This is a genomic window from Pseudomonas lyxosi (genome assembly GCF_047758685.1).
Classification (GTDB): domain Bacteria; phylum Pseudomonadota; class Gammaproteobacteria; order Pseudomonadales; family Pseudomonadaceae; genus Aquipseudomonas; species Aquipseudomonas lyxosi.
Genome location: NZ_CP180481.1, coordinates 1907545 through 1925826, shown reverse-complemented (window position 1 = coordinate 1925826; position 18282 = coordinate 1907545). Strand labels below are relative to the sequence as shown.

Here is an 18282-nt window from a genome sequence, read left to right as displayed (position 1 = left end):
GGATGAATGTCTGTGATCAATTTCAACATCGCCCAATGGCGCGCGTGGGCCCCTGGGCTCGAAAGCGTGGACGATTGGCGGGCCTGGAGCCGACAACCGGTCGTGCTTGCGAGCAGCGATGCCGCACCCGACGTCTCGTTTCTGCCGGCCATGCAGCGCCGGCGACTCAGTCGTCTGGCGCGGATGGCGTTCAGTGTCGGCTGGCCCTTGGCCGATGGCCGCCAGGACCTACCGTTGGTCTTTATTTCTCGCCACGGCGAAACCCCGCGCACGTTCGATATTCTCAGCGATCTGGCTGCCGATCAGCCGCTGTCGCCGACTCAATTCAGCCTGTCCGTGCACAACGCGATCATCGGCCTGTGGTCGATCATGCGCGGCGAAACCAGCGAAATGACGGCCCTCGCTGCAGCCGGCGATGGCCTTGAACACGGCATGCTAGAGGCCGCGGCTTTGCTTTCCGAAGGCGCTCCCGCAGTACTGCTGATTGTCACCGAAGAGCAACCGCCCGAAGCCTACTCGACGTGGATCGACGACGTGCCATTCCCTTACGCGGTCGGTTTGTTGATCACCCCCGGAAATGACTGGCAGCTGTCCCTGAACAGCGCCTCGGATGAGTTGTCCAAAGCCCGTTGGCCCCATGCCCTGAACCTATTGAGTACCCTGCTCGGCCAGCAGACAACCTGCCAACATGCCTGGAAAAATCGTGTATGGACCTGGCAACGCAACCTGTAACCGAAAAAAACCGCGACGCCTATTACTGGCGCCTGCTGGCTACCGCCGCAAGCTTCACCCTGTTCGGGTTGGGCGGGCTGTGCCTGCGGCTTGTAGTTTTCCCGTTGCTGAACTGCCTGCCCGGCGATGCCCGGACACACCGGCGGCGAGCGCGGCACACCGTCGCCCGTCTGTTCTGGTTTTTTGTGCGATTCATGGCTCGCACCGGCGTGCTGACTTACGACATCCAGGGCGCCGAAAAACTCGGTCGGCCGGGGCAAATGATCATCGCCAATCACCCGTCGCTGATTGATGTGGTGTTCCTGATCGGCCTGGTGCGCCACGCCAACTGCGTGGTCAAGAAAAGCCTCTGGGAGAACCCTTTTACCCGCGGCCCGCTGCGCTGCATCGAATACATCAGCAACGACGGCAGCATGGACATGCTCGATGCCGCTGCCGACGCGCTGAAAAGCGGCCAGACCCTGATCATCTTTCCTGAAGGCACCCGCACTCAGCCCGGTCAGGCGCCAGCCTTCCATCGGGGCGCTGCGGCAATCGCTCTGCGCGGTGCGAAAATCCTCACCCCGGTGATCATCAAGGTCAGCCCGACCACGCTGACCAAGGCCGAGCCCTGGTATCGGATCCCCAAACGCCGTGTGCACTTCAGTTTCCGTATCGGGGCCGATATAGACCCACAAGCCTTCGCCTCGCTGGGCCCTGCTCCTCAGGCCTCGCGCAAGCTCAATGACTATTTGCATCATTACTATATTAAGGAGCTCGCCGAAGATGAGCGATCTACACCGTGAAATCAAAGAACTGATCATCGACGCACTGGGCCTTGAAGACATCAGCGCACAAGACATCGGCGACGACCAGACGCTGTTCGGCGAAGGCTTGGGCCTGGATTCGGTAGACGCCCTGGAACTCGGCCTGGCCATCCAGAAAAAGTACGGCATCAAAATCGACGCCGACGCCAAAGACACCCGCAATCACTTCAGCAACGTGGCGAGCCTTGCGGCGTTCGTCACTGCAAAACAGGCAGCTTGAGACCGGACCATGCAAACTCGTGACGACATCTTCAACACCCTGCGCGATGCTCTGGTCGAACTCTTTGAGCTGGACCCCGAGCGCGTAAGCCTCGAATCCAACCTGTATCAGGACCTGGAAATCGACAGCATTGACGCGGTCGACCTGATCGATCACATCAAGCGCCAGACCGGCAAGAAAATCGCTGCCGAAGAGTTCAAATCGGTGCGCACCGTCAGCGACGTGGTCGAGGCGGTCTACCGTCTGGTTCAGCCGGCCGCATGAGCCGACTGATCGGCCTCGGCCTGCTGCTGGCGGGCCTGCTGTACCCCTTCGCGGTGTATTTCGGCATGGAACATTTCGCGCCGTGGCAGTTTGGTCTGCTGCTGGGCAGCCTGTGGCTGGCCCGGGCACTGCTCGGTACGCGCAAACCCGGCAGTTTGTGGATGGCAGTCACCGCGATTGCTTTTTGCCTGTTGCTGGCGTTGTTCGATAGCCCGCTGCTGCTGCGCTGGTACCCGGTGCTGATCAGCGCGTTCATGCTCGGGCTGTTTGGCCTGAGCTTGATAGTTGGCCCGCCGATCATCGAACGCCTGGCGCGTTTGCGCGAACCGCAACTGCCGGCCAAGGCGATTGTTTATACCCGCCAGGTGACGATCGTCTGGTGCGTGTTTTTTCTCTTTAACGGTTTGCTCGCCGCCGCCCTGACCCTCTGGGCGCCGCTAAGTTGGTGGATGTTGTACACCGGCCTGATTTCCTACGGATTGATGGGCCTGCTGTTTGCCATTGAATGGCTTATACGACAACGGGTACGAGGCCACCCATGAATTGGATAAAACTTGAGCACCTGTTGCTCAAGGCGCAACCGGAACGTGCCGTGACGGCCGAACCGGCACTCAATCACGCACAGCTTTGCGAACAGGCTTTAAGCCTCGCCGCGGGCCTGCAAGCCCAGGGTGCACGGCGTATTGCCGTGCACCTTGAGGACGCCGCTGACCTGGCGATTGCCCTGCTCGGTGCCTGGCGTGCCGGGGTCAGCGTGCTGCTGCCCGCAGACCTGCAAGCCCAGACGCGCCAGCGCTGGTCGACCGAAGTCGATCTGTGGCTGACCGATCAGGCCGATGACGCACACCTGAGCGATTATCGGCATCCGCCGTTGATGGCGGCAGCACTGGATCTGGATCGCTGTTCGCTGAGCCTGTGCACGTCCGGTTCCAGTGGCGAGCCCAAGCGCATCGACAAAACCCTGCGCCAACTGGCCAATGAAGTCGAAGCGCTGGAGCGGCTCTGGGGCGCCGATCTTGGCGCGGCTTGCATCATCGGAAGCGTCGCCACTCAACATATCTACGGATTATTGTTTCGAGTGCTGTGGCCGCTGTGCGCCGGGCGCTCGTTCGTGCGCAAGCAGCTGGCATTCCCTGAAGACCTGCAGCGCGCCAGCCGCGAACACCCGGTATTCGCCTGGGTCGCCAGCCCGGCGTTGCTCAAGCGCATGGGCGACAACCTCGACTGGCCCGCGTTAAGTGCAGTTCGCCGGGTATTTTCCTCCGGCGGCGCCCTGCCGGCCGAGGCCGCACAAAGCCTTCAGCAACGCCTGCAGCAGTGGCCGACGGAAATCCTCGGCAGCTCGGAAACCGGCGGCATCGCCTGGCGTCAGGGCCACGCGCTCTGGCAGCCCTTTGCTGATATCGAGTTGAGCCAGGACAGCGACGGCGCCCTGCTCATTGCTTCACCGTACTTGCCTCCCGGGCATATCGAACACACCGCGGATGCCGCGCGAATCGCTGCCGACGGCCGATTCGAACTGCTCGGACGGCTGGACCGGATCGTCAAACTGGAAGAAAAACGTATCTCACTACCGATGCTGGAACAGGCCCTGATGGCCCACGACTGGGTCGCCGAAGCGCGTCTTGGCGTGGTTCAGGAAAACCGCGCTTCATTGGGTGCGCTGCTGGTGCTGACCGAGTCAGGCCTGCATGCGTTGCGCAATCAGGGTCGACGCACCCTCACGCAAGAATTGCGTCAGCATTTGAGCCAGCATTGCGAAGCCCTGGCGTTGCCACGACGCTGGCGCCTGTTGCGGCAAATGCCGCTGAACGCTCAGGGCAAACTACCCCAGGCCACCGTTGAAGCCCTGCTGCTGGCGCCGCGCCCAAAGGCGCCGGAAGTGCTGGATCAGGTCGAAGTCGATGGCGAATGGAGCCTGCAACTGGCGGTACCACCCGACCTCGCCTACTTCAGCGGTCACTTCCCTCAGGCGCCGGTATTGCCCGGTGTAGTGCAAGTGGAATGGGCGTTAACGCTGGGTCAGCAATTGATGGACCTGCCGGCAAAATTCGCCGGTATGGAAGTGCTGAAATTCCAGCAACTGGTACGCCCCGGCGATGAAGTCCAACTGCACCTGCGCTTCGATCCGACGCGCAGCAAGTTGTATTTCACCTATCGCAACGAGACCGCGACCTGCTCCAGTGGGCGGATCTTGCTGGAGGCGGATTGTGGATAAGTTGAGATCCCCTGTAGCAGCTGCCGAAGGCTGCGTTCGAGCGCGAAGCGCTCGCGTCTGGAGCACCCCGGTTAATCTGAAAGATCTTCAAAACCGGTTTACGACCGCTTCGCGGTCGGACGCAGGCTTCGCCAGCTGCTACAAGGGCGAGGTGTGAGCCAACATGCATAACCCCTGCGCAATCATCCCCGTCTACAACCACGAAACCGCCATCACCACGGTGGTTGATGCGCTGCTCGCCAGCAGCCTGCCATGCATTTTGGTGGACGATGCCAGTAGCCCGGCCTGCGCAAAGGTGCTCGATCAACTGGCCCTGCGCGACAAGGTGTTCCTGATTCGACTCGGCGCCAACCAGGGCAAGGGTGGCGCGGTCATGACCGGTTTTCGCGAAGCCTCGCGCCTGGGCTTCAGCCATGCCTTGCAGGTGGACGCCGACGGTCAGCATGACCTGCAAGACGTCCAGACCTTCATCGAACTGTCACGCGCCCATCCCGAGGCGGTGATCTGCGGCTATCCGCGATACGACGCCAGCGTGCCGAAAGGTCGTTTGTATGCCCGTTACCTGACTCACGTCATGGTCTGGATCAACACCCTGTCGTTGCAGATTCGCGATTCCATGTGCGGCTTCCGTGTCTATCCGTTACCACCGACCCTGGCGCTGATCGATTCGGCGAAGATCGGCAAGCGCATGGACTTCGACTCGGACATTCTCGTACGACTGGCCTGGCGCAATCTCCCCATGCAATGGCTGCAAACCAAAGTCCATTACCCGCTGGATGGCGTCTCGCATTTCCGCCTGTTCCACGACAACGTGCTGATTACGAGCATGCACACCCGGTTGTTCTTCGGCATGTTGCTGCGGGCACCAGTGATCCTCTGGCGACGGTGGCGAGCATGAGCACTGACGCGGATAAAAAGCACTGGGCTGACCGCGAAGAGCGCGGCAGCTTCTGGCTGATGAAATTCACCGCACTCTGCGCCAAAGTGCTGGGCCGGCGGCTGCTGAGCCCGCTGCTGTACGGCATCGTTCTGTACTTTTTCCTGTTCGGGCGCAGCGCTCGCCGCAGCGCCTGGCAATACCAGCAGCGGCTCGCCGACTGGAGCGGTCGCAATGAATTGCGCCCGACCCATTGGCGAGTCTTCGGCCAGTTCATGGCCTTCGCCGATTCCATGCTCGACAAGCTCGACGTATGGAACGGCAAGCTGAGCATCGAGCAGATCGAAATAATCGACCCGGCCTTGCTGCGCAATCAACTGCGCGGCACCCGCGGGCAGATGCTGGTGGGCGCGCACCTGGGCAATCTCGAGGTCTGTCGCGCGCTGGCGGAGATCGGTGAAAAAGTCACGATGAACGTGCTGGTGCATACCAAGCACGCTGAACAATTCAACCGTTTGCTGGGTGAAGCCGGCGCGACCAATCTGCGGCTGATTCAGGTCAGCGAGCTGGACCCGCTAATCATGCTGCAACTCCATGAACGCCTGGAGCGCGGCGAGTGGCTGGCGATTGCTGGCGATCGCGTGCCGCTGCATGGCGGGCGTAGCGTGACCGTGGACTTCCTCGGTCATCAAGCCGCGTTCCCCCAGGGGCCATGGTTGCTGGCCGGCCTGCTGAAATGCCCGATCAACCTGATGCTGTGCCTGAAGAAGCCGACGGGCGACTATCGACTGACCCTCGAACCGTTCGCCGAGGCCGTGGTGTGGAAGCGCAGCGACCGCGAGCAGGTCATTCATCAGTGGGCCTCCCGCTATGCCGAACGCTTGGGTCACTATTGCCTTGAAGCGCCCCAACAATGGTTCAACTTTTACCCTTTCTGGAAGACCGATGACGACGCCAACGCTTGAGCCGGTAACCTTCGGCGAACTCCCTTTGCGCATCGAAGACGTGCTGGCCCTGGCCAACCGTCAGGTGCCGACGCAGTTGCAAAGCGACCCTGCGTACCGCGAGCGTATCGCCAAGGGTGCGCGATTCCTGGACTCCCTGCTGGACAAGGAAGGCGTGATCTACGGCGTGACCACCGGCTACGGCGATTCTTGCGTGGTCGCGGTGCCGCTGCATCACGTCGAGGCGTTGCCCCGTCATCTGTACACGTTTCACGGCTGCGGCTTGGGCAAACTGCTCGATGCTCAGGCCACTCGAGCGGTGCTGGCGGCGCGTTTACAGTCGCTGTGCCACGGCGTGTCCGGGGTGCGTGTGGAACTGCTGGAACGCCTGCAAGCCTTCCTCGAACACGACATTCTGCCGCTGATCCCTGAAGAAGGCTCGGTGGGCGCCAGCGGTGATTTGACGCCGTTGTCCTATGTCGCCGCGACCCTGTCCGGCGAGCGCGAAGTGATGTTCCGTGGCGAACGCCGACAAGCCGCCGACGTGCACCGGGAACTGGGTTGGGAGCCGCTGGTTCTGCGCCCCAAAGAAGCGTTGGCGCTGATGAACGGCACCGCCGTCATGACCGGCCTCGCGTGCCTGGCCTATGCCCGCGCCGATTACCTGCTGCAACTGGCGACTCGCATCACCGCGTTGAACGTGGTCGCGTTGCAAGGCAACCCGGAGCACTTCGACGAGCGCCTGTTCGCCACCAAACCGCATCCGGGGCAGATGCAAGTCGCCGCGTGGCTGCGCAAGGATCTGGCGATCGACACGCCGACCGCGCCGCTGCATCGCCTGCAAGACCGTTATTCACTGCGTTGTGCACCCCACGTCCTCGGCGTATTGGCCGACAGCCTGAACTGGCTGCGCTCGTTCATCGAGATCGAGCTCAACAGCGCCAACGACAACCCGATTATCGACGCCGAAGCCGAGCGCGTGCTGCACGGCGGGCACTTCTACGGCGGCCACATTGCGTTCGCCATGGACAGCCTGAAAAACCTGGTGGCCAACGTCGCCGACCTGCTCGACCGTCAACTCGCCCTGTTGGTAGACGAGCGTTACAACCACGGTTTGCCGAGCAACTTGTCCGGCGCCACCGCGGATCGCGCAATGCTCAACCATGGTTTCAAAGCCGTGCAGATCGGCACCAGCGCCTGGACCGCCGAAGCGCTGAAAAACACCATGCCGGCCAGCGTCTTCTCGCGCTCCACCGAGTGCCACAACCAGGACAAAGTGAGCATGGGCACCATCGCCGCCCGCGATGCGATCCGCGTGCTGGAGCTGACCGAACAGGTCGCCGCCGCCACCCTGCTGGCCGCCAACCAAGGCGTCTGGCTGCGCAGCAAGGCCGAGGATGCACGTCCATTGCCGCCAGCACTGGCCGCCATGCACGAAGAACTGGCCAAGGACTTCCCGCCGGTCATCGAAGACCGCGCGCTGGAAGGTGAATTGCGCCTGTGCCTGCACCGCATCGCCGAGCAACACTGGAGGCTGCATGCGTAGCAAGGGAGTGCTTCACACCGATACGGAAATCCTCGTGCCGTTCTTTGATGTCGACACCATGAACGTTGTCTGGCACGGCCATTACATCAAATACCTGGAAGTCGCCCGCTGCGCGCTGCTGGACAAGATCGGCCACAACTACACGGCCATGGTCGAATCAGGCTATGCGTGGCCAGTGATCGATCTGCAATTGCGTTATGTGCGCGGCGCAGTGTTCGGCCAGAAGTTGAACGTGCGCGCCAATCTGGTGGAATGGGAGAACCGTCTGAAGATCAGCTATCTGATCAGCGATCTGGAAACCGGCGAACGCTTGACCCGCGCCAGTTCCGTGCAGGTCGCCGTCGACATGAGCAGCCGCGAAATGCAGTTGGCCTCACCCAAGGTCTTCACCGACGCTGTTGAAAGGATGCTCGCATGAACCTGCTGAAAACCGTCTGTAGCAGCTGGCGAAGCCTGCGTTCGATTGCGCAGCAATCGCCCAGCGTTTCTCCTGATGCATCACAAGCGCAGGTTTTACGACGGCTTCGCCGCCGAACGCAGCCTCGCGGGCTCGGCAGCTGCTACGGGTTCGTAGCGGGGCTGGTATTGATGCTGGGGTTTTCTTCGCTGGCGCAGGCTTTTGATTTGCAGCAGCTCAGCGATCAATTGGCAAAACCTGACGTGATCCACGGCAACTTCATCCAGGAAAAACACCTGCGCGCCCTGCCCCAGCCGCTGACCAGCAAGGGCACTTTCGTTCTCGCTAAAAACCACGGTTTGCTCTGGCTGCTGAAAACCCCGCTGCAACAGGATTACCGCATCAGCGCCAAAGGCATCGCCCGGCGTGACGCCAGCGGTTGGCAAATGCTGCCGAGCAAGAGTGCCGGCGCCGAGCAGAACCGTTTGTTCCTTGCGGTACTGCAAGGCGACAGCAGCGGGCTGCAACGGGATTTCGAGCTTTCACTGAGCGGCGATACGCAGAACTGGAAGCTGACGCTGACCCCGCGTTCCATGCTGCTCAAGCAGGTGTTCACTCAAATCAACATTGCCGGCGGCGAACTGGTGCACAGCATCGAGCTGCTCGAAACTCAAGGCGACAGCACGCTTTTGCGCATGCAGGACAGCACCAGCACCCAACCGTTGAGCGATGCGGAGCAACATGACTTTGCCGAGTGAACGGAGTCTTCCGCGGCTATTTCTGATCCTGCTGCTGGCGGTGCTCGCGCTCGCCGGTTGGCAATGGCGTGACGGCGCACCGCTGTCGGCCAACCTGATGGAACTGGTGCCGGGCACGGCGCCAGACGCGCTGGAACTGCGCGCCGAACAACGCATGCAAGAGCCGCTGAACCGCGAAATGCTGGTGCTGGTCGGCCACACCGATCGCCAGCAAGCGGTCGCCATGGCGCAGAAACTGGGTGAGCAGTGGCAGGCCAGCGGCTTGTTCGAAAAGGTCCAGTGGAACCTGCAAGCCGACCTGCCGGCGCTGCGCACGCAATTGCTCAATGGCCGACTGGCGATGCTCTCAGCGGCTGACCGGCAGCAACTGATTGAGCATCCCGACGCCTTTATCCATCAGCGAGTACAAGCGCTGTTCGACCCTTTCACCGGTTTCAGCCTTGTGCCGAGCCAGGATGACTGGCTGGGCCTGACCGGGCGCATCCAGAACAGTCAGCCGCAGCACGGTTCGGTGCAACTGGACATCGGCAGCGGTGCGCTGGTCGCCGATGCCGACGGCAAGAGTTGGGTGCTGCTGCGCTCGCGCACCACGGGCAACGCCTTCGACATGAACCTGCCGCTGCAAGTGGCCGACCTGCTCCAGCACAGCCGTGAAGAAGCCGCTCAGGCAAACGTTCAGTTGCTTGCCGCCAGCGGCTTGCTCTATGCGGCCAGTGGGCAAAAGCAAGCCACCCGGGAAATGACCTGGGTCGGTGGCGGCGCCACGGCGGGCATTCTGATGCTGTTGCTGCTGGCCTTCCGGCGCTGGCGAGTGTTGCTGGCCTTCGTTCCGGTGCTGGTCGGCATGCTCTTCGGCGCGGTGGCCTGTGTCGCGCTGTTCGGCCATATGCACGTGATGACGCTGGTGCTTGGTTCCAGCCTGATCGGCGTAGCGGTCGATTACCCGCTGCATTACCTGTCCAAGAGCTGGAGCCTGAAACCCTGGCACAGTTGGCCGGCCCTGCGCCTGACGTTGCCGGGCCTGACGCTGAGCCTGATCACCAGTTGCATCGGTTACCTGGCCCTGGCCTGGACACCGTTCCCGGCGCTGACCCAGATCGCCGTGTTCTCTGCCGCCGGTCTGCTCGGCGCTTATTTGTCCGCGGTGTGCCTGCTGCCGGCACTGCTCAAGGGTACAGACCTGCGTCCAGCGCAGTGGCCGCTGCGGGTGGCCGAGTATTTTCTGGGGCGCCGTGAAGCGCTGCTCAAACTCGCGAGTACGCCGGTGCTGCTGGCGCTGCTGATTGCCTTTTGTGTGGGCGGTCTGTTGCAGCTCGACACCAAAAACGACATTCGCCAGTGGGTCGGCGCACCGCAGCAACTGACTGACGAAGCACAAACCATTGCACGCATCACTGGCTATCAACCCACCAGCCAGTTCTTCCTGGTGCGCGCGGCCAATCAGCAGCAACTGCTGGAACGCCAAACCGCGCTGAGCGAGCGACTGGATCAGTTGGTCAACCTGGAAAAACTCCAGGGTTATCTGTCGCTCAATCAATTGGTCAGCCAACCCACCGAACAGCGGAAAGTGCGTGAAGCGCTGAACAAGTTGCCGCAGTTCTGGCAACCGCTACTCGATGTCGGCGTGCCGGCCGAGGCGCTGCAAGCAGAGCTCACGAAATTGCAGGCACTGCCCACCGAAGACATCGACGCGGCGCTGGTCGGTCCTTTGGCCGAGCCCTATCGCACGCTGTGGTTGGGACCGACCGATGACGGTGTGGCGGCGATGGTCAGCCTGCAAGGCCTGAACAACCCCTCTCTGCTACGCGTCCAGGCGCTGGATTTGCCGGGCGTGGAACTGGTGGATCGCCTCGGCGAGTTGAACAAGGTGTTCGCCGACACCCAGATCAGTGCCGCAGAGTTGAAACTCGCTTCCTGTGTGCTGATCGTGCTGGTGCTGATCCTGCCGTTCGGCTTCGGCGGCGCGCTGCGGATCGTCTCCCTGCCGCTGCTGGCCGCGCTGTGCAGCCTGGCCAGTCTCGGCTGGATGGGGCAACCGCTGACGCTGTTCAGCCTGTTCGGCCTGCTGCTGGTGACGGCCATCAGCGTCGATTACGCGATCCTCATGCGTGAACAGGTCGGCGGCGCTGCCGTGAGCCTGCTGGGCACTTTGCTGGCGGCGGTGACCACGTGGCTGTCGTTCGGTTTGCTGGCGGTGTCCAGCACGCCGGCGGTGAGCAACTTTGGTCTGTCGGTGAGCCTGGGCCTGGCGTTCAGCTTCATCCTTGCACCGTGGGCCGGACGCCAGGTTCACGCCGCCCCGGTCACGGAGTCAGCCATATGATGATCGCCGTGTTCTGGGTCATGGCCCTGGCGCTGTTCGCCGTGGCCACCCGTGTCGGTCGTCACTTCGGCGTGATCCCGATTGTCAGCCAGTTGCTGCTGGCCACCTTCGGCCTGCCGCTGCTGATGTACTTCTGGATCGAACCCCAGTGGCAATTGAGCGGCGCCGCGCTGGTCGCGCCGACCTGGCTGAAAAACGTCTACAGCCTGAGCTTTGCCTTGTTGCTGGGGCATATTCTCAGTGACGTGATCGATCTGCGACTCGACCGTCAAAGCCTGAAAATCGCCGTGCCGAGTTTCTGTATTCCGTTTGCCTGCGGCCTCGCAACAGCGGTCTGGCTGCTACCGCCGCAACCCTGGATCAGTTCGCTGGCGGTCGGCCTGCTGTTCGCCATCACCGCGATTCCGGTGTTGTATTTGTATCTGCGGCACATCAAATACCCGCCTGCCGCGACCCGGCGACTGGTGCAGACCGCGATCCTCATCGACCTCACTTGCTGGACTCTGTTTGCCATCGCCCAGGGCAGCCTGCACCTGAGCAGCCTCCTGCTGCCGCTGGCCGGCGCCTGCCTGCCGTTGCTGCTGCGTCTGCTCCGCTTGCGCCAACCGTTGCTGCACAGCGGTTGCTTCTTCGCATTGCTGGTCGTGGCGGAACACTTCAAGCTCAATGCGCTGATTTTCGGCATCGGTTACCTGCTGTGGATGGCCGCGCTCAAAGTGCCGCTGGTGCTGCCGTTGCCGGTGATCTGGATGAGTCACTTGCAGACGTATATCGCGATCCCGCTGATCCTCACGTTCGGCATCGTGCAGATCAACGTCCATGCGGCCATGGCCAGCCTCGGTTGGGTGCAACTGGCGGCGCTACTGCTGTTCCCGATTGCCAGTAAACTGCTGGGCAACTGGCTGGGCCTCGGCTGGGCCGGCGCCTCGTTTGAAGGCGCCAGTCGCTGGCGGGAAAGTGTCCTGCTGAATATTCGTGGCTTGAGCGAGATCGTCTTTCTCAACCTGCTGCTGCAACAACAACTCATCAGCCCGGCGCTGTACTTCGCGCTGATGGTGATGGGCCTGATCGCGACACTGCTGCCGGCACTCGCCGGCATGCACCGAACCCCTCTGAACATCGCCGTCCCGGCAAGGAGCCCCCGTGCCAACAGTTGAAATGGAACATCGCCAGGTCGTGGTGATCGGTGCAGGTCCATCGGGCGCCATCGCCGCCGCGCTGCTCAAGCGCAAAGGTCACGATGTATTGATGATCGAACGCCAGCATTTCCCAAGGTTTTCCATCGGTGAAAGCCTGCTGTCTCACTGCCTGGATTTCGTCGAAGAAGCCGGCATGCTCGAGGCGGTGAACGCCGCCGGATTCCAGTTGAAAAACGGTGCGGCATTCGCTTGGGGCGAGCAATACAGCGCCTTTGATTTCGGCGAGACTTTCAGCAACGGCAAGCCGACCACCTTCCAGGTCCTGCGTGCCGATTTCGACAAGCTGCTGGCCGATCAAGCCGCGCTGCAAGGTGTGGAAGTTCGCTACGGCGAAGCCATTGTCAGCGTCGATTTCACCCTGCCGAAACCGCAGCTCGACGTGCTTCGCGAAGACGGCAGCCAGTACCGCGTCGAAGCCGATTTCGTGCTGGATGCCAGCGGCTACGGCCGTGTGTTGCCGCGCTTGCTCGACCTTGAAGCACCGTCGGATTTCCCGGTGCGCCAGGCCGTGTTCACCCACGTCGAAGACCACATCGACAACCCGGCCTTCGAGCGGGAAAAAATCCTCATCACCACCCATCCGATCCACCGCGACATCTGGTTCTGGACCATCCCGTTCAGCAACGGCCGTTGCTCGGTGGGCGTGGTCGCGGCAGCCGAACACTTCGAAGGCCGCATGGAAAATCTGGACGAGTGCCTGCGAGGGTTTATCACTGAAACCCCAAGCCTGGCCGGCGTGTTGAACAACGCCGTGTGGGATACGCCTGCTCGAACCATCGGCGGTTACTCGGCCAACGTCAAAACCCTCCACGGGCCAGGCTTTGCCCTGCTCGGCAACGCGGCGGAATTCCTCGACCCGGTGTTCTCCTCCGGCGTGACCATCGCCATGCGCTCGGCGAGCATGGCCGCCGCGGTTCTGCATCGCCAACTGCAGGGCGAAAATGTCGATTGGCAGACTGAGTTCGCCATCCCGCTCAAGCGCGGCGTCGACACGTTCCGTTGCTACGTTGAAGGCTGGTACGCCGGGACGTTCCAGGATGTGATTTACCATGAGGGCGGCTCGCCCGATATTCGCCGCATGATCAGTTCGATTCTGGCCGGTTATGCCTGGGACGAGCGTAATCCGTTCGTTGCCGAACCCAAGCGCCGGCTGCGGATGCTCTCGGAGCTCTGTGCAAGGGATGCCACATGAGCTACTTGAGCGACACCTACGTCGAAGAAACCCGCTTTGGTTTCTGGTTCCTGCGCAGCCACACCTGGCAGCACCATGTGTTGCGAGTGGCGATCAGTGACCTTCGCGGCCTGTTCAGCGAAACACCGCCGAGCAACCCGGTGCTGCTGGATGCCGGTTGTGGTCAGGGCAAGTCGTTCCAGTACTTGCGTCAGACCTTTGCCCCCCAGCGCCTGATCGGTCTGGACGCTGACCCTCACAGCCTGAACCTGGCCGGCGAAGAAGCTGTCCGTCAGGGCATGGAGGTGGAGTTGACCGGCAGCGACTGCGCGAACATCAACGTCCCGGACGCCAGCGTCGATCTGCTGTTCTGTCACCAGACCTTCCATCACCTGGTGCAGCAGGAACAGGCGCTGGCCGAGTTCTACCGCGTGCTCAAGCCCGGTGGCTATCTGCTGTTCGCCGAATCCACCGAGGCTTACATTGATACCTGGGTGATCCGCTGGTTGTTCCGCCATCCGATGCACGTGCAAAAGAGCGCCGCCGGGTATCTGCACATGATTCGCCAGCAGGGTTTCGAACTCGGCCCGCAAAACGTGTCTTATCCATACTTGTGGTGGAGCCGCGCCAAGGATTTCGGCCTGTTTGAACGCTTGGGTCTGCGCCGGCCGAAGCCCTTTGGCCAACGGGAAGAAACCCTGGTCAATGTGGTCGCGCGCAAACCTCTTGATAGGTGTGCCTGATGGTCCGTTTTCTGCTTTTGGGTTGCGTCCTGTTGCTGAGCGCCTGTGCCAGCCGGGCGCCGCTGCCCGAGCAAACCCCGAACCTGTCGTTGCCGCTGCAATTGCATATCCAGCGCCTGGTGGCCGATCAACGTCAGGATTGGGTGCTGGTGATCCAGCGTGAAGGCCCAGGCATTCGCTGGTCGATGATGGACTTGCTGGGCATTCCACAGGCACGCCAGAAACTGGTCGATGGCGAGTGGCAGGCTGACGGTCTGCTGCCGCCCAATCCGGAAGCGCGAGAGCTGTTCGCCGCGCTGCTGTTTGCGCTGACCCCCAAAGATGAACTGTCGGGCAACTATCCCGCCGCGTGGCAGCATGGCTCGCAACGATCCTTGCCAGCGCACTGGGAAGTCCGCTACTCACAACCCATGAGCTTTGAATTGAACCTGCCCAAAGGCCCGAAATATCAAGTCACGCCGCTCAGCGGGGACACGCCATGACGGCCTACCTGAACGCCCTCGGGGTGATCTGCGCCCTGGGCCGTGACAAGCACGAAGTCGCCCGCAACCTGTTTGCCGGTGACTGCTCGGGCATGCGCAATGAGACCGGCTGGGTGGCGGAACGGTCGTTGCCCGTGGCCGCGGTCCATGGCGAACTGGCGCCGATCCCGGCTGAGCTTGCGCCGCAAGACACTCGTAATAATCAATTGCTGCTGGAAGCCGCGCTGCAAATTCGCGAAGACATCGACCAGGCGATCCAGACCTACGGCCGCGACCGCATCGGTATCGTTCTGGGCACCAGCACCTCGGGCATCGACGAAGCCAGTCGCGGCCTGGCCCATTACATCCGCGAGCATCAGTTCCCGGCCGATTATGACTATCAGCAACAGGAACTCGGCGCGCCGGCGACCTTCCTCGCCGACTGGCTGCAACTGAGCGGCCCGGCCTATGTGATTTCCACGGCCTGCACCTCCAGCGCCCGAGCGCTGATGAGTGCTCAGCGACTGTTGGACCTGGGCATTTGCGATGCGGTGCTGTGCGGCGGTGTCGACAGCCTGTGCAAGTTGACCCTCAATGGGTTCTCGGCGCTGGAAGCGGTGTCCGGGCAACGCTGCAACCCGTTTTCGGTGAACCGTAACGGCATCAACATTGGCGAAGCGGCGGTGCTGTTTTTGATGAGCAAAAATGTCGACGATGGCCAACCGATTGCCCTGCTCGGCAGTGGCGCGAGCTCCGATGCACACCACATTTCCGCACCGGAACCCAGCGGCCGTGGCGCCCTGCAAGCGATGCGCAAAGCCTTGAGCCGAGCACAACTGCAACCGCAACAGATCGACTACCTGAACCTGCACGGCACCGCCACCCAACACAACGACGCCATGGAAAGCCTGGCGGTGGCGACGTTGTTCCCGACGGGTGTGCCGTGTTCGTCGACCAAACCCATGACCGGCCACACCCTCGGTGCGGCCGGCGCTCTGGAAGCGGCGTTCTGCTGGTTAAGCCTGAGTGCAGGCAACCGCGAGCACGCCCTGCCGCCTCACGTCTGGGACGGCCAACCGGACCCCGAATTGCCAGCCCTGGATTGGGTGACCCCGGCCAATCGCCTGACGTCCATTGCACCTCGCTATCTGATGAGCAATTCCTTTGCCTTCGGTGGTAACAACGTCAGCCTGATTATCGGAGACGCCCCATGATTGACTGGCCGATCGCCGAACTGCTGCCGCATGCTGGCGACATGATCTTCATCGAACAGATCCTGTCGTTCGATGACGAGCAGATTTACACCCGCCTCACGGTCAAACCCGATGGCCTGTTCAACCGCCCGGACGGTAGCCTGCCGGCCTGGGTCGGCATCGAACTGATGGCCCAGAGCGTCGCCGCCTACGCCGGTTGCCATGCGCGCCAGCGTGGCGATGCGGTGGAGCTGGGGTTTCTGCTCGGCACCCGTAAATTCGAATGCAACGTCGAGCACTTCCCCGCCGGCACCGAGCTAACCATCCACGGCATCCGCTCACTGGAAGACGACAACGGCATGGGCGTGTTCGAATGCCACATCACCGCCCCCGGCATTCACGCCACCGCTCGTCTGAACGTGTTCCGTCCGCCTCAGGCCGCTCAATACCTTCATGAAACCCAAGGAACCCAGCCATGACTGAATCCGTACTGATCACCGGTTCCAGCCGTGGCATCGGCCGCGCTATCGCTTTGCGTCTGGCTCAGGCCGGGCATGACATCGTGCTGCATTGCCGCAGTGGCCTGGCGGACGCTGAAGCCGTGAAGGCCGAAATCGAAGCCTTGGGGCGCAACGTGCGCATTCTGCAATTCGACGTGTCCGATCGCGCCAGCTGCAAAGCCATTCTCGAAGCCGACGTGGAAACTCACGGCGCCTATTACGGCGTGGTGCTGAACGCCGGCCTGACCCGCGACGGTGCTTTTCCGGCCTTGAGCGAGGATGATTGGGACATGGTGATGCGCACCAACCTCGACGGTTTCTACAACGTGCTGCACCCGGTGATGATGCCGATGATTCGCCGTCGCGCGGCCGGACGGATTGTTTGCATCACCTCGGTTTCCGGGTTGATCGGCAACCGTGGCCAGGTCAACTACAGCGCCTCCAAGGCCGGGTTGATAGGCGCGGCGAAGGCGTTGGCGATTGAATTGGGCAAGCGCAAAATTACCGTTAACTGTGTCGCACCCGGCTTGATCGACACCGCGATGCTCGATGAAAACGTGCCGGTGGAAGAAATGATGAAAATGATCCCTGCACAACGCATGGGCACCCCGGAAGAGGTGGCCAGCGCGGTGAATTTCCTGATGTCGGCGGAAGCGTCGTACATCACCCGGCAGGTTCTGGCCGTCAACGGAGGCCTATGCTGATGAAGCGCGTCGTCGTCACCGGCATGGCCGGCATCACCTCACTCGGCAGCGATTGGGACACCATCGCCGCTAACTTCGCGGCCAACCGCAGCGGTATCCGGCGGATGGACGAGTGGGATCGCTTCACCGAACTCAACACGCGCCTGGCGGGGCCGATCGATGACTTCAAAGTGCCGAGCCACTGGACCCGCAAGCAATTGCGCAGCATGGGCCGCGTCTCGCGCCTGGCGGTCGGCGCGGCGGAACAGGCATTGGCCGATGCCGGGTTGTTGGGTGACGAATCGATCAAGGATGGGCGCATGGGCGTTTCCTGCGGCTCATCCACCGGCAGCACCGACGAGATCAAGGCGTTCGGCAACATGCTGCTCAACTCGGTGGCCGAGGGCCTCAACGCCAACTCCTATGTGCGCATGATGCCGCACACCACGGCGGCGAATATCAGCATCTTCTTCGGCCTCACCGGTCGGCTGATCCCGACCTCCAGCGCTTGCACCAGCGGCAGTCAGGGCATCGGTTATGCCTACGAGTCGGTCAAGTTTGGTCGCCTGCCATTGATGCTCGCCGGCGGTGCCGAAGAACTGTGCCCCACCGAAGCGATGGTCTTCGATGCGCTCTACGCCACCAGCCTGAAAAACGACGCGCCGCAGACTTCCCCACGCCCCTACGACAGCGGCCGCGATGGCCTGGTGATCGGTGAAGGCAGCGGCATGTTGGTGCTCGAAGAACTCGAGCACGCATTGGCTCGCGGTGCGCACATCCACGCTGAACTCGTCGGTTTCGGTAGCAACGCCGACGGCCAGCACGCCACCCGTCCCGAGCAGGTCACCATGCGCCGGGCCATGGAACTGGCGCTGGAAGACGCCGGGTTACAGCCTTCGGACATCGGCTACGTGAATGGTCACGGCACCGCGACTGAACAGGGCGACATTGCCGAAACACTGGCCACGAGCGCGTTGTTCGGCGAGCACATGCCGATCAGTTCGCAGAAGAGTTTCCTCGGACACACCCTCGGAGCCTGCGGTGCGCTGGAATCCTGGTTCAGCATCGAAATGATGAACCGCGACCTGTATGTCCACACCCTCAACCTCGACGACGTCGACCCGCACTGTGGCAAGCTCGATTACCTGCGCGGCGAGTTCCGGCAGATGAGCAACCAGTACGTGATGAACAACAACTTTGCGTTTGGTGGGGTTAATACTTCGCTGATCTTCCGGCGCTGGTCGTAA

The 18282-nt window shown here is 62.0% G+C and carries 20 protein-coding genes; all 20 read left to right on the top strand.

Annotated features, from left to right (window positions below):
- The first annotated feature begins 6 nt into the window (after positions 1 to 6).
- The 20 genes from ACMXYI_RS09050 to ACMXYI_RS08955 all read left to right on the top strand — a co-directional run bounded on the left by ACMXYI_RS09050 (position 7) and on the right by ACMXYI_RS08955 (position 18282).
- On the top strand, positions 7 to 732 hold the full coding sequence (locus ACMXYI_RS09050) for a beta-ketoacyl synthase chain length factor (RefSeq protein WP_415772908.1): 726 nt from the start codon (positions 7 to 9) through the stop codon (positions 730 to 732).
- Positions 708 to 1517, top strand: a complete 810-nt coding sequence (locus tag ACMXYI_RS09045) for a lysophospholipid acyltransferase family protein (RefSeq protein ID WP_415772907.1) — start codon at positions 708 to 710, stop codon at positions 1515 to 1517. Before ACMXYI_RS09050 ends, ACMXYI_RS09045 begins: the two co-directional genes overlap by 25 nt.
- Positions 1498 to 1758, top strand: a complete 261-nt coding sequence (locus ACMXYI_RS09040; RefSeq protein WP_008149626.1) for a phosphopantetheine-binding protein — start codon at positions 1498 to 1500, stop codon at positions 1756 to 1758. Before ACMXYI_RS09045 ends, ACMXYI_RS09040 begins: the two co-directional genes overlap by 20 nt.
- 9 nt (positions 1759 to 1767) lie before the next feature.
- Positions 1768 to 2022, top strand: a complete 255-nt coding sequence (locus tag ACMXYI_RS09035; RefSeq protein WP_007992314.1) for an acyl carrier protein — start codon at positions 1768 to 1770, stop codon at positions 2020 to 2022.
- Positions 2019 to 2564 carry a hypothetical protein gene (locus ACMXYI_RS09030; RefSeq protein ID WP_415772905.1) on the top strand — a complete coding sequence of 182 codons (546 nt, stop codon included), beginning with the start codon at positions 2019 to 2021 and terminating at the stop codon, positions 2562 to 2564. Before ACMXYI_RS09035 ends, ACMXYI_RS09030 begins: the two co-directional genes overlap by 4 nt.
- A complete protein-coding gene (locus ACMXYI_RS09025) occupies positions 2561 to 4240 on the top strand; it encodes an AMP-binding protein (protein ID WP_415772903.1) in 1680 nt (559 codons plus the stop codon). The genes ACMXYI_RS09030 and ACMXYI_RS09025 overlap by 4 nt, the downstream gene beginning before the upstream one ends.
- Positions 4241 to 4403: 163 nt before the next feature.
- Positions 4404 to 5138, top strand: coding sequence for a glycosyltransferase family 2 protein (locus tag ACMXYI_RS09020; protein ID WP_415772902.1), 735 nt, complete (start codon positions 4404 to 4406; stop codon positions 5136 to 5138).
- The gene (locus ACMXYI_RS09015; protein WP_415772900.1) at positions 5135 to 6082 is read left to right on the top strand and encodes a glycosyl transferase; all 948 of its coding nucleotides are present in this window, start codon (positions 5135 to 5137) and stop codon (positions 6080 to 6082) included. Before ACMXYI_RS09020 ends, ACMXYI_RS09015 begins: the two co-directional genes overlap by 4 nt.
- Positions 6063 to 7607, top strand: coding sequence for an HAL/PAL/TAL family ammonia-lyase (locus ACMXYI_RS09010; RefSeq protein ID WP_415772898.1), 1545 nt, complete (start codon positions 6063 to 6065; stop codon positions 7605 to 7607). Before ACMXYI_RS09015 ends, ACMXYI_RS09010 begins: the two co-directional genes overlap by 20 nt.
- Positions 7600 to 8025, top strand: coding sequence for an acyl-CoA thioesterase (locus ACMXYI_RS09005; RefSeq protein WP_033055401.1), 426 nt, complete (start codon positions 7600 to 7602; stop codon positions 8023 to 8025). The genes ACMXYI_RS09010 and ACMXYI_RS09005 overlap by 8 nt, the downstream gene beginning before the upstream one ends.
- Before the next feature lie 170 nt (positions 8026 to 8195).
- Positions 8196 to 8762 (top strand): outer membrane lipoprotein carrier protein LolA, encoded by a 567-nt coding sequence (locus ACMXYI_RS09000; protein WP_415773878.1) that lies wholly within the window; start codon positions 8196 to 8198, stop codon positions 8760 to 8762.
- Positions 8746 to 11085: an MMPL family transporter gene (locus tag ACMXYI_RS08995; RefSeq protein ID WP_415772896.1), complete on the top strand. Its 2340-nt coding sequence runs from the start codon at positions 8746 to 8748 to the stop codon at positions 11083 to 11085. The genes ACMXYI_RS09000 and ACMXYI_RS08995 overlap by 17 nt, the downstream gene beginning before the upstream one ends.
- On the top strand, positions 11082 to 12242 hold the full coding sequence (locus ACMXYI_RS08990) for a sodium:proton antiporter (RefSeq protein ID WP_415772894.1): 1161 nt from the start codon (positions 11082 to 11084) through the stop codon (positions 12240 to 12242). The genes ACMXYI_RS08995 and ACMXYI_RS08990 overlap by 4 nt, the downstream gene beginning before the upstream one ends.
- Entirely contained in the window at positions 12229 to 13476 is a 1248-nt protein-coding gene (locus ACMXYI_RS08985; RefSeq protein WP_415772892.1) for an NAD(P)/FAD-dependent oxidoreductase, read from the top strand. The genes ACMXYI_RS08990 and ACMXYI_RS08985 overlap by 14 nt, the downstream gene beginning before the upstream one ends.
- Positions 13473 to 14198 (top strand): class I SAM-dependent methyltransferase, encoded by a 726-nt coding sequence (locus tag ACMXYI_RS08980; RefSeq protein WP_415772890.1) that lies wholly within the window; start codon positions 13473 to 13475, stop codon positions 14196 to 14198. The genes ACMXYI_RS08985 and ACMXYI_RS08980 overlap by 4 nt, the downstream gene beginning before the upstream one ends.
- Positions 14198 to 14680: a hypothetical protein gene (locus ACMXYI_RS08975; protein WP_415772888.1), complete on the top strand. Its 483-nt coding sequence runs from the start codon at positions 14198 to 14200 to the stop codon at positions 14678 to 14680. Before ACMXYI_RS08980 ends, ACMXYI_RS08975 begins: the two co-directional genes overlap by 1 nt.
- Entirely contained in the window at positions 14677 to 15873 is a 1197-nt protein-coding gene (locus tag ACMXYI_RS08970) for a beta-ketoacyl-[acyl-carrier-protein] synthase family protein (RefSeq protein WP_415772886.1), read from the top strand. Before ACMXYI_RS08975 ends, ACMXYI_RS08970 begins: the two co-directional genes overlap by 4 nt.
- A complete protein-coding gene (locus tag ACMXYI_RS08965) occupies positions 15870 to 16331 on the top strand; it encodes a hotdog family protein (RefSeq protein WP_008149597.1) in 462 nt (153 codons plus the stop codon). The genes ACMXYI_RS08970 and ACMXYI_RS08965 overlap by 4 nt, the downstream gene beginning before the upstream one ends.
- Positions 16328 to 17056: a 3-oxoacyl-ACP reductase FabG gene (gene fabG / locus ACMXYI_RS08960; protein WP_134419685.1), complete on the top strand. Its 729-nt coding sequence runs from the start codon at positions 16328 to 16330 to the stop codon at positions 17054 to 17056. Before ACMXYI_RS08965 ends, fabG begins: the two co-directional genes overlap by 4 nt.
- Positions 17056 to 18282 carry a beta-ketoacyl-ACP synthase gene (locus tag ACMXYI_RS08955; RefSeq protein WP_123366929.1) on the top strand — a complete coding sequence of 409 codons (1227 nt, stop codon included), beginning with the start codon at positions 17056 to 17058 and terminating at the stop codon, positions 18280 to 18282. Before fabG ends, ACMXYI_RS08955 begins: the two co-directional genes overlap by 1 nt.

Bases quoted from the DNA above. Each gene is read 5' to 3' on its own strand.
- ACMXYI_RS08975 (WP_415772888.1), top strand. From the start codon at position 14,198: ATGGTCCGTTTTCTGCTTTTGGGTTGCGTCCTGTTGCTGAGCGCCTGT.
- ACMXYI_RS09010 (WP_415772898.1), top strand. From the start codon at position 6,063: ATGACGACGCCAACGCTTGAGCCGGTAACCTTCGGCGAACTCCCTTTG.
- ACMXYI_RS08995 (WP_415772896.1), top strand. From the start codon at position 8,746: ATGACTTTGCCGAGTGAACGGAGTCTTCCGCGGCTATTTCTGATCCTG.
- ACMXYI_RS09025 (WP_415772903.1), top strand. From the start codon at position 2,561: ATGAATTGGATAAAACTTGAGCACCTGTTGCTCAAGGCGCAACCGGAA.
- ACMXYI_RS09035 (WP_007992314.1), top strand. From the start codon at position 1,768: ATGCAAACTCGTGACGACATCTTCAACACCCTGCGCGATGCTCTGGTC.
- ACMXYI_RS09005 (WP_033055401.1), top strand. From the start codon at position 7,600: ATGCGTAGCAAGGGAGTGCTTCACACCGATACGGAAATCCTCGTGCCG.
- ACMXYI_RS08965 (WP_008149597.1), top strand. From the start codon at position 15,870: ATGATTGACTGGCCGATCGCCGAACTGCTGCCGCATGCTGGCGACATG.
- ACMXYI_RS09040 (WP_008149626.1), top strand. From the start codon at position 1,498: ATGAGCGATCTACACCGTGAAATCAAAGAACTGATCATCGACGCACTG.
- fabG (WP_134419685.1), top strand. From the start codon at position 16,328: ATGACTGAATCCGTACTGATCACCGGTTCCAGCCGTGGCATCGGCCGC.
- ACMXYI_RS09045 (WP_415772907.1), top strand. From the start codon at position 708: ATGGACCTGGCAACGCAACCTGTAACCGAAAAAAACCGCGACGCCTAT.
- ACMXYI_RS09020 (WP_415772902.1), top strand. From the start codon at position 4,404: ATGCATAACCCCTGCGCAATCATCCCCGTCTACAACCACGAAACCGCC.
- ACMXYI_RS09030 (WP_415772905.1), top strand. From the start codon at position 2,019: ATGAGCCGACTGATCGGCCTCGGCCTGCTGCTGGCGGGCCTGCTGTAC.
- ACMXYI_RS08980 (WP_415772890.1), top strand. From the start codon at position 13,473: ATGAGCTACTTGAGCGACACCTACGTCGAAGAAACCCGCTTTGGTTTC.
- ACMXYI_RS09000 (WP_415773878.1), top strand. From the start codon at position 8,196: ATGCTGGGGTTTTCTTCGCTGGCGCAGGCTTTTGATTTGCAGCAGCTC.
- ACMXYI_RS09015 (WP_415772900.1), top strand. From the start codon at position 5,135: ATGAGCACTGACGCGGATAAAAAGCACTGGGCTGACCGCGAAGAGCGC.
- ACMXYI_RS08955 (WP_123366929.1), top strand. From the start codon at position 17,056: ATGAAGCGCGTCGTCGTCACCGGCATGGCCGGCATCACCTCACTCGGC.
- ACMXYI_RS08970 (WP_415772886.1), top strand. From the start codon at position 14,677: ATGACGGCCTACCTGAACGCCCTCGGGGTGATCTGCGCCCTGGGCCGT.
- ACMXYI_RS09050 (WP_415772908.1), top strand. From the start codon at position 7: ATGTCTGTGATCAATTTCAACATCGCCCAATGGCGCGCGTGGGCCCCT.
- ACMXYI_RS08990 (WP_415772894.1), top strand. From the start codon at position 11,082: ATGATGATCGCCGTGTTCTGGGTCATGGCCCTGGCGCTGTTCGCCGTG.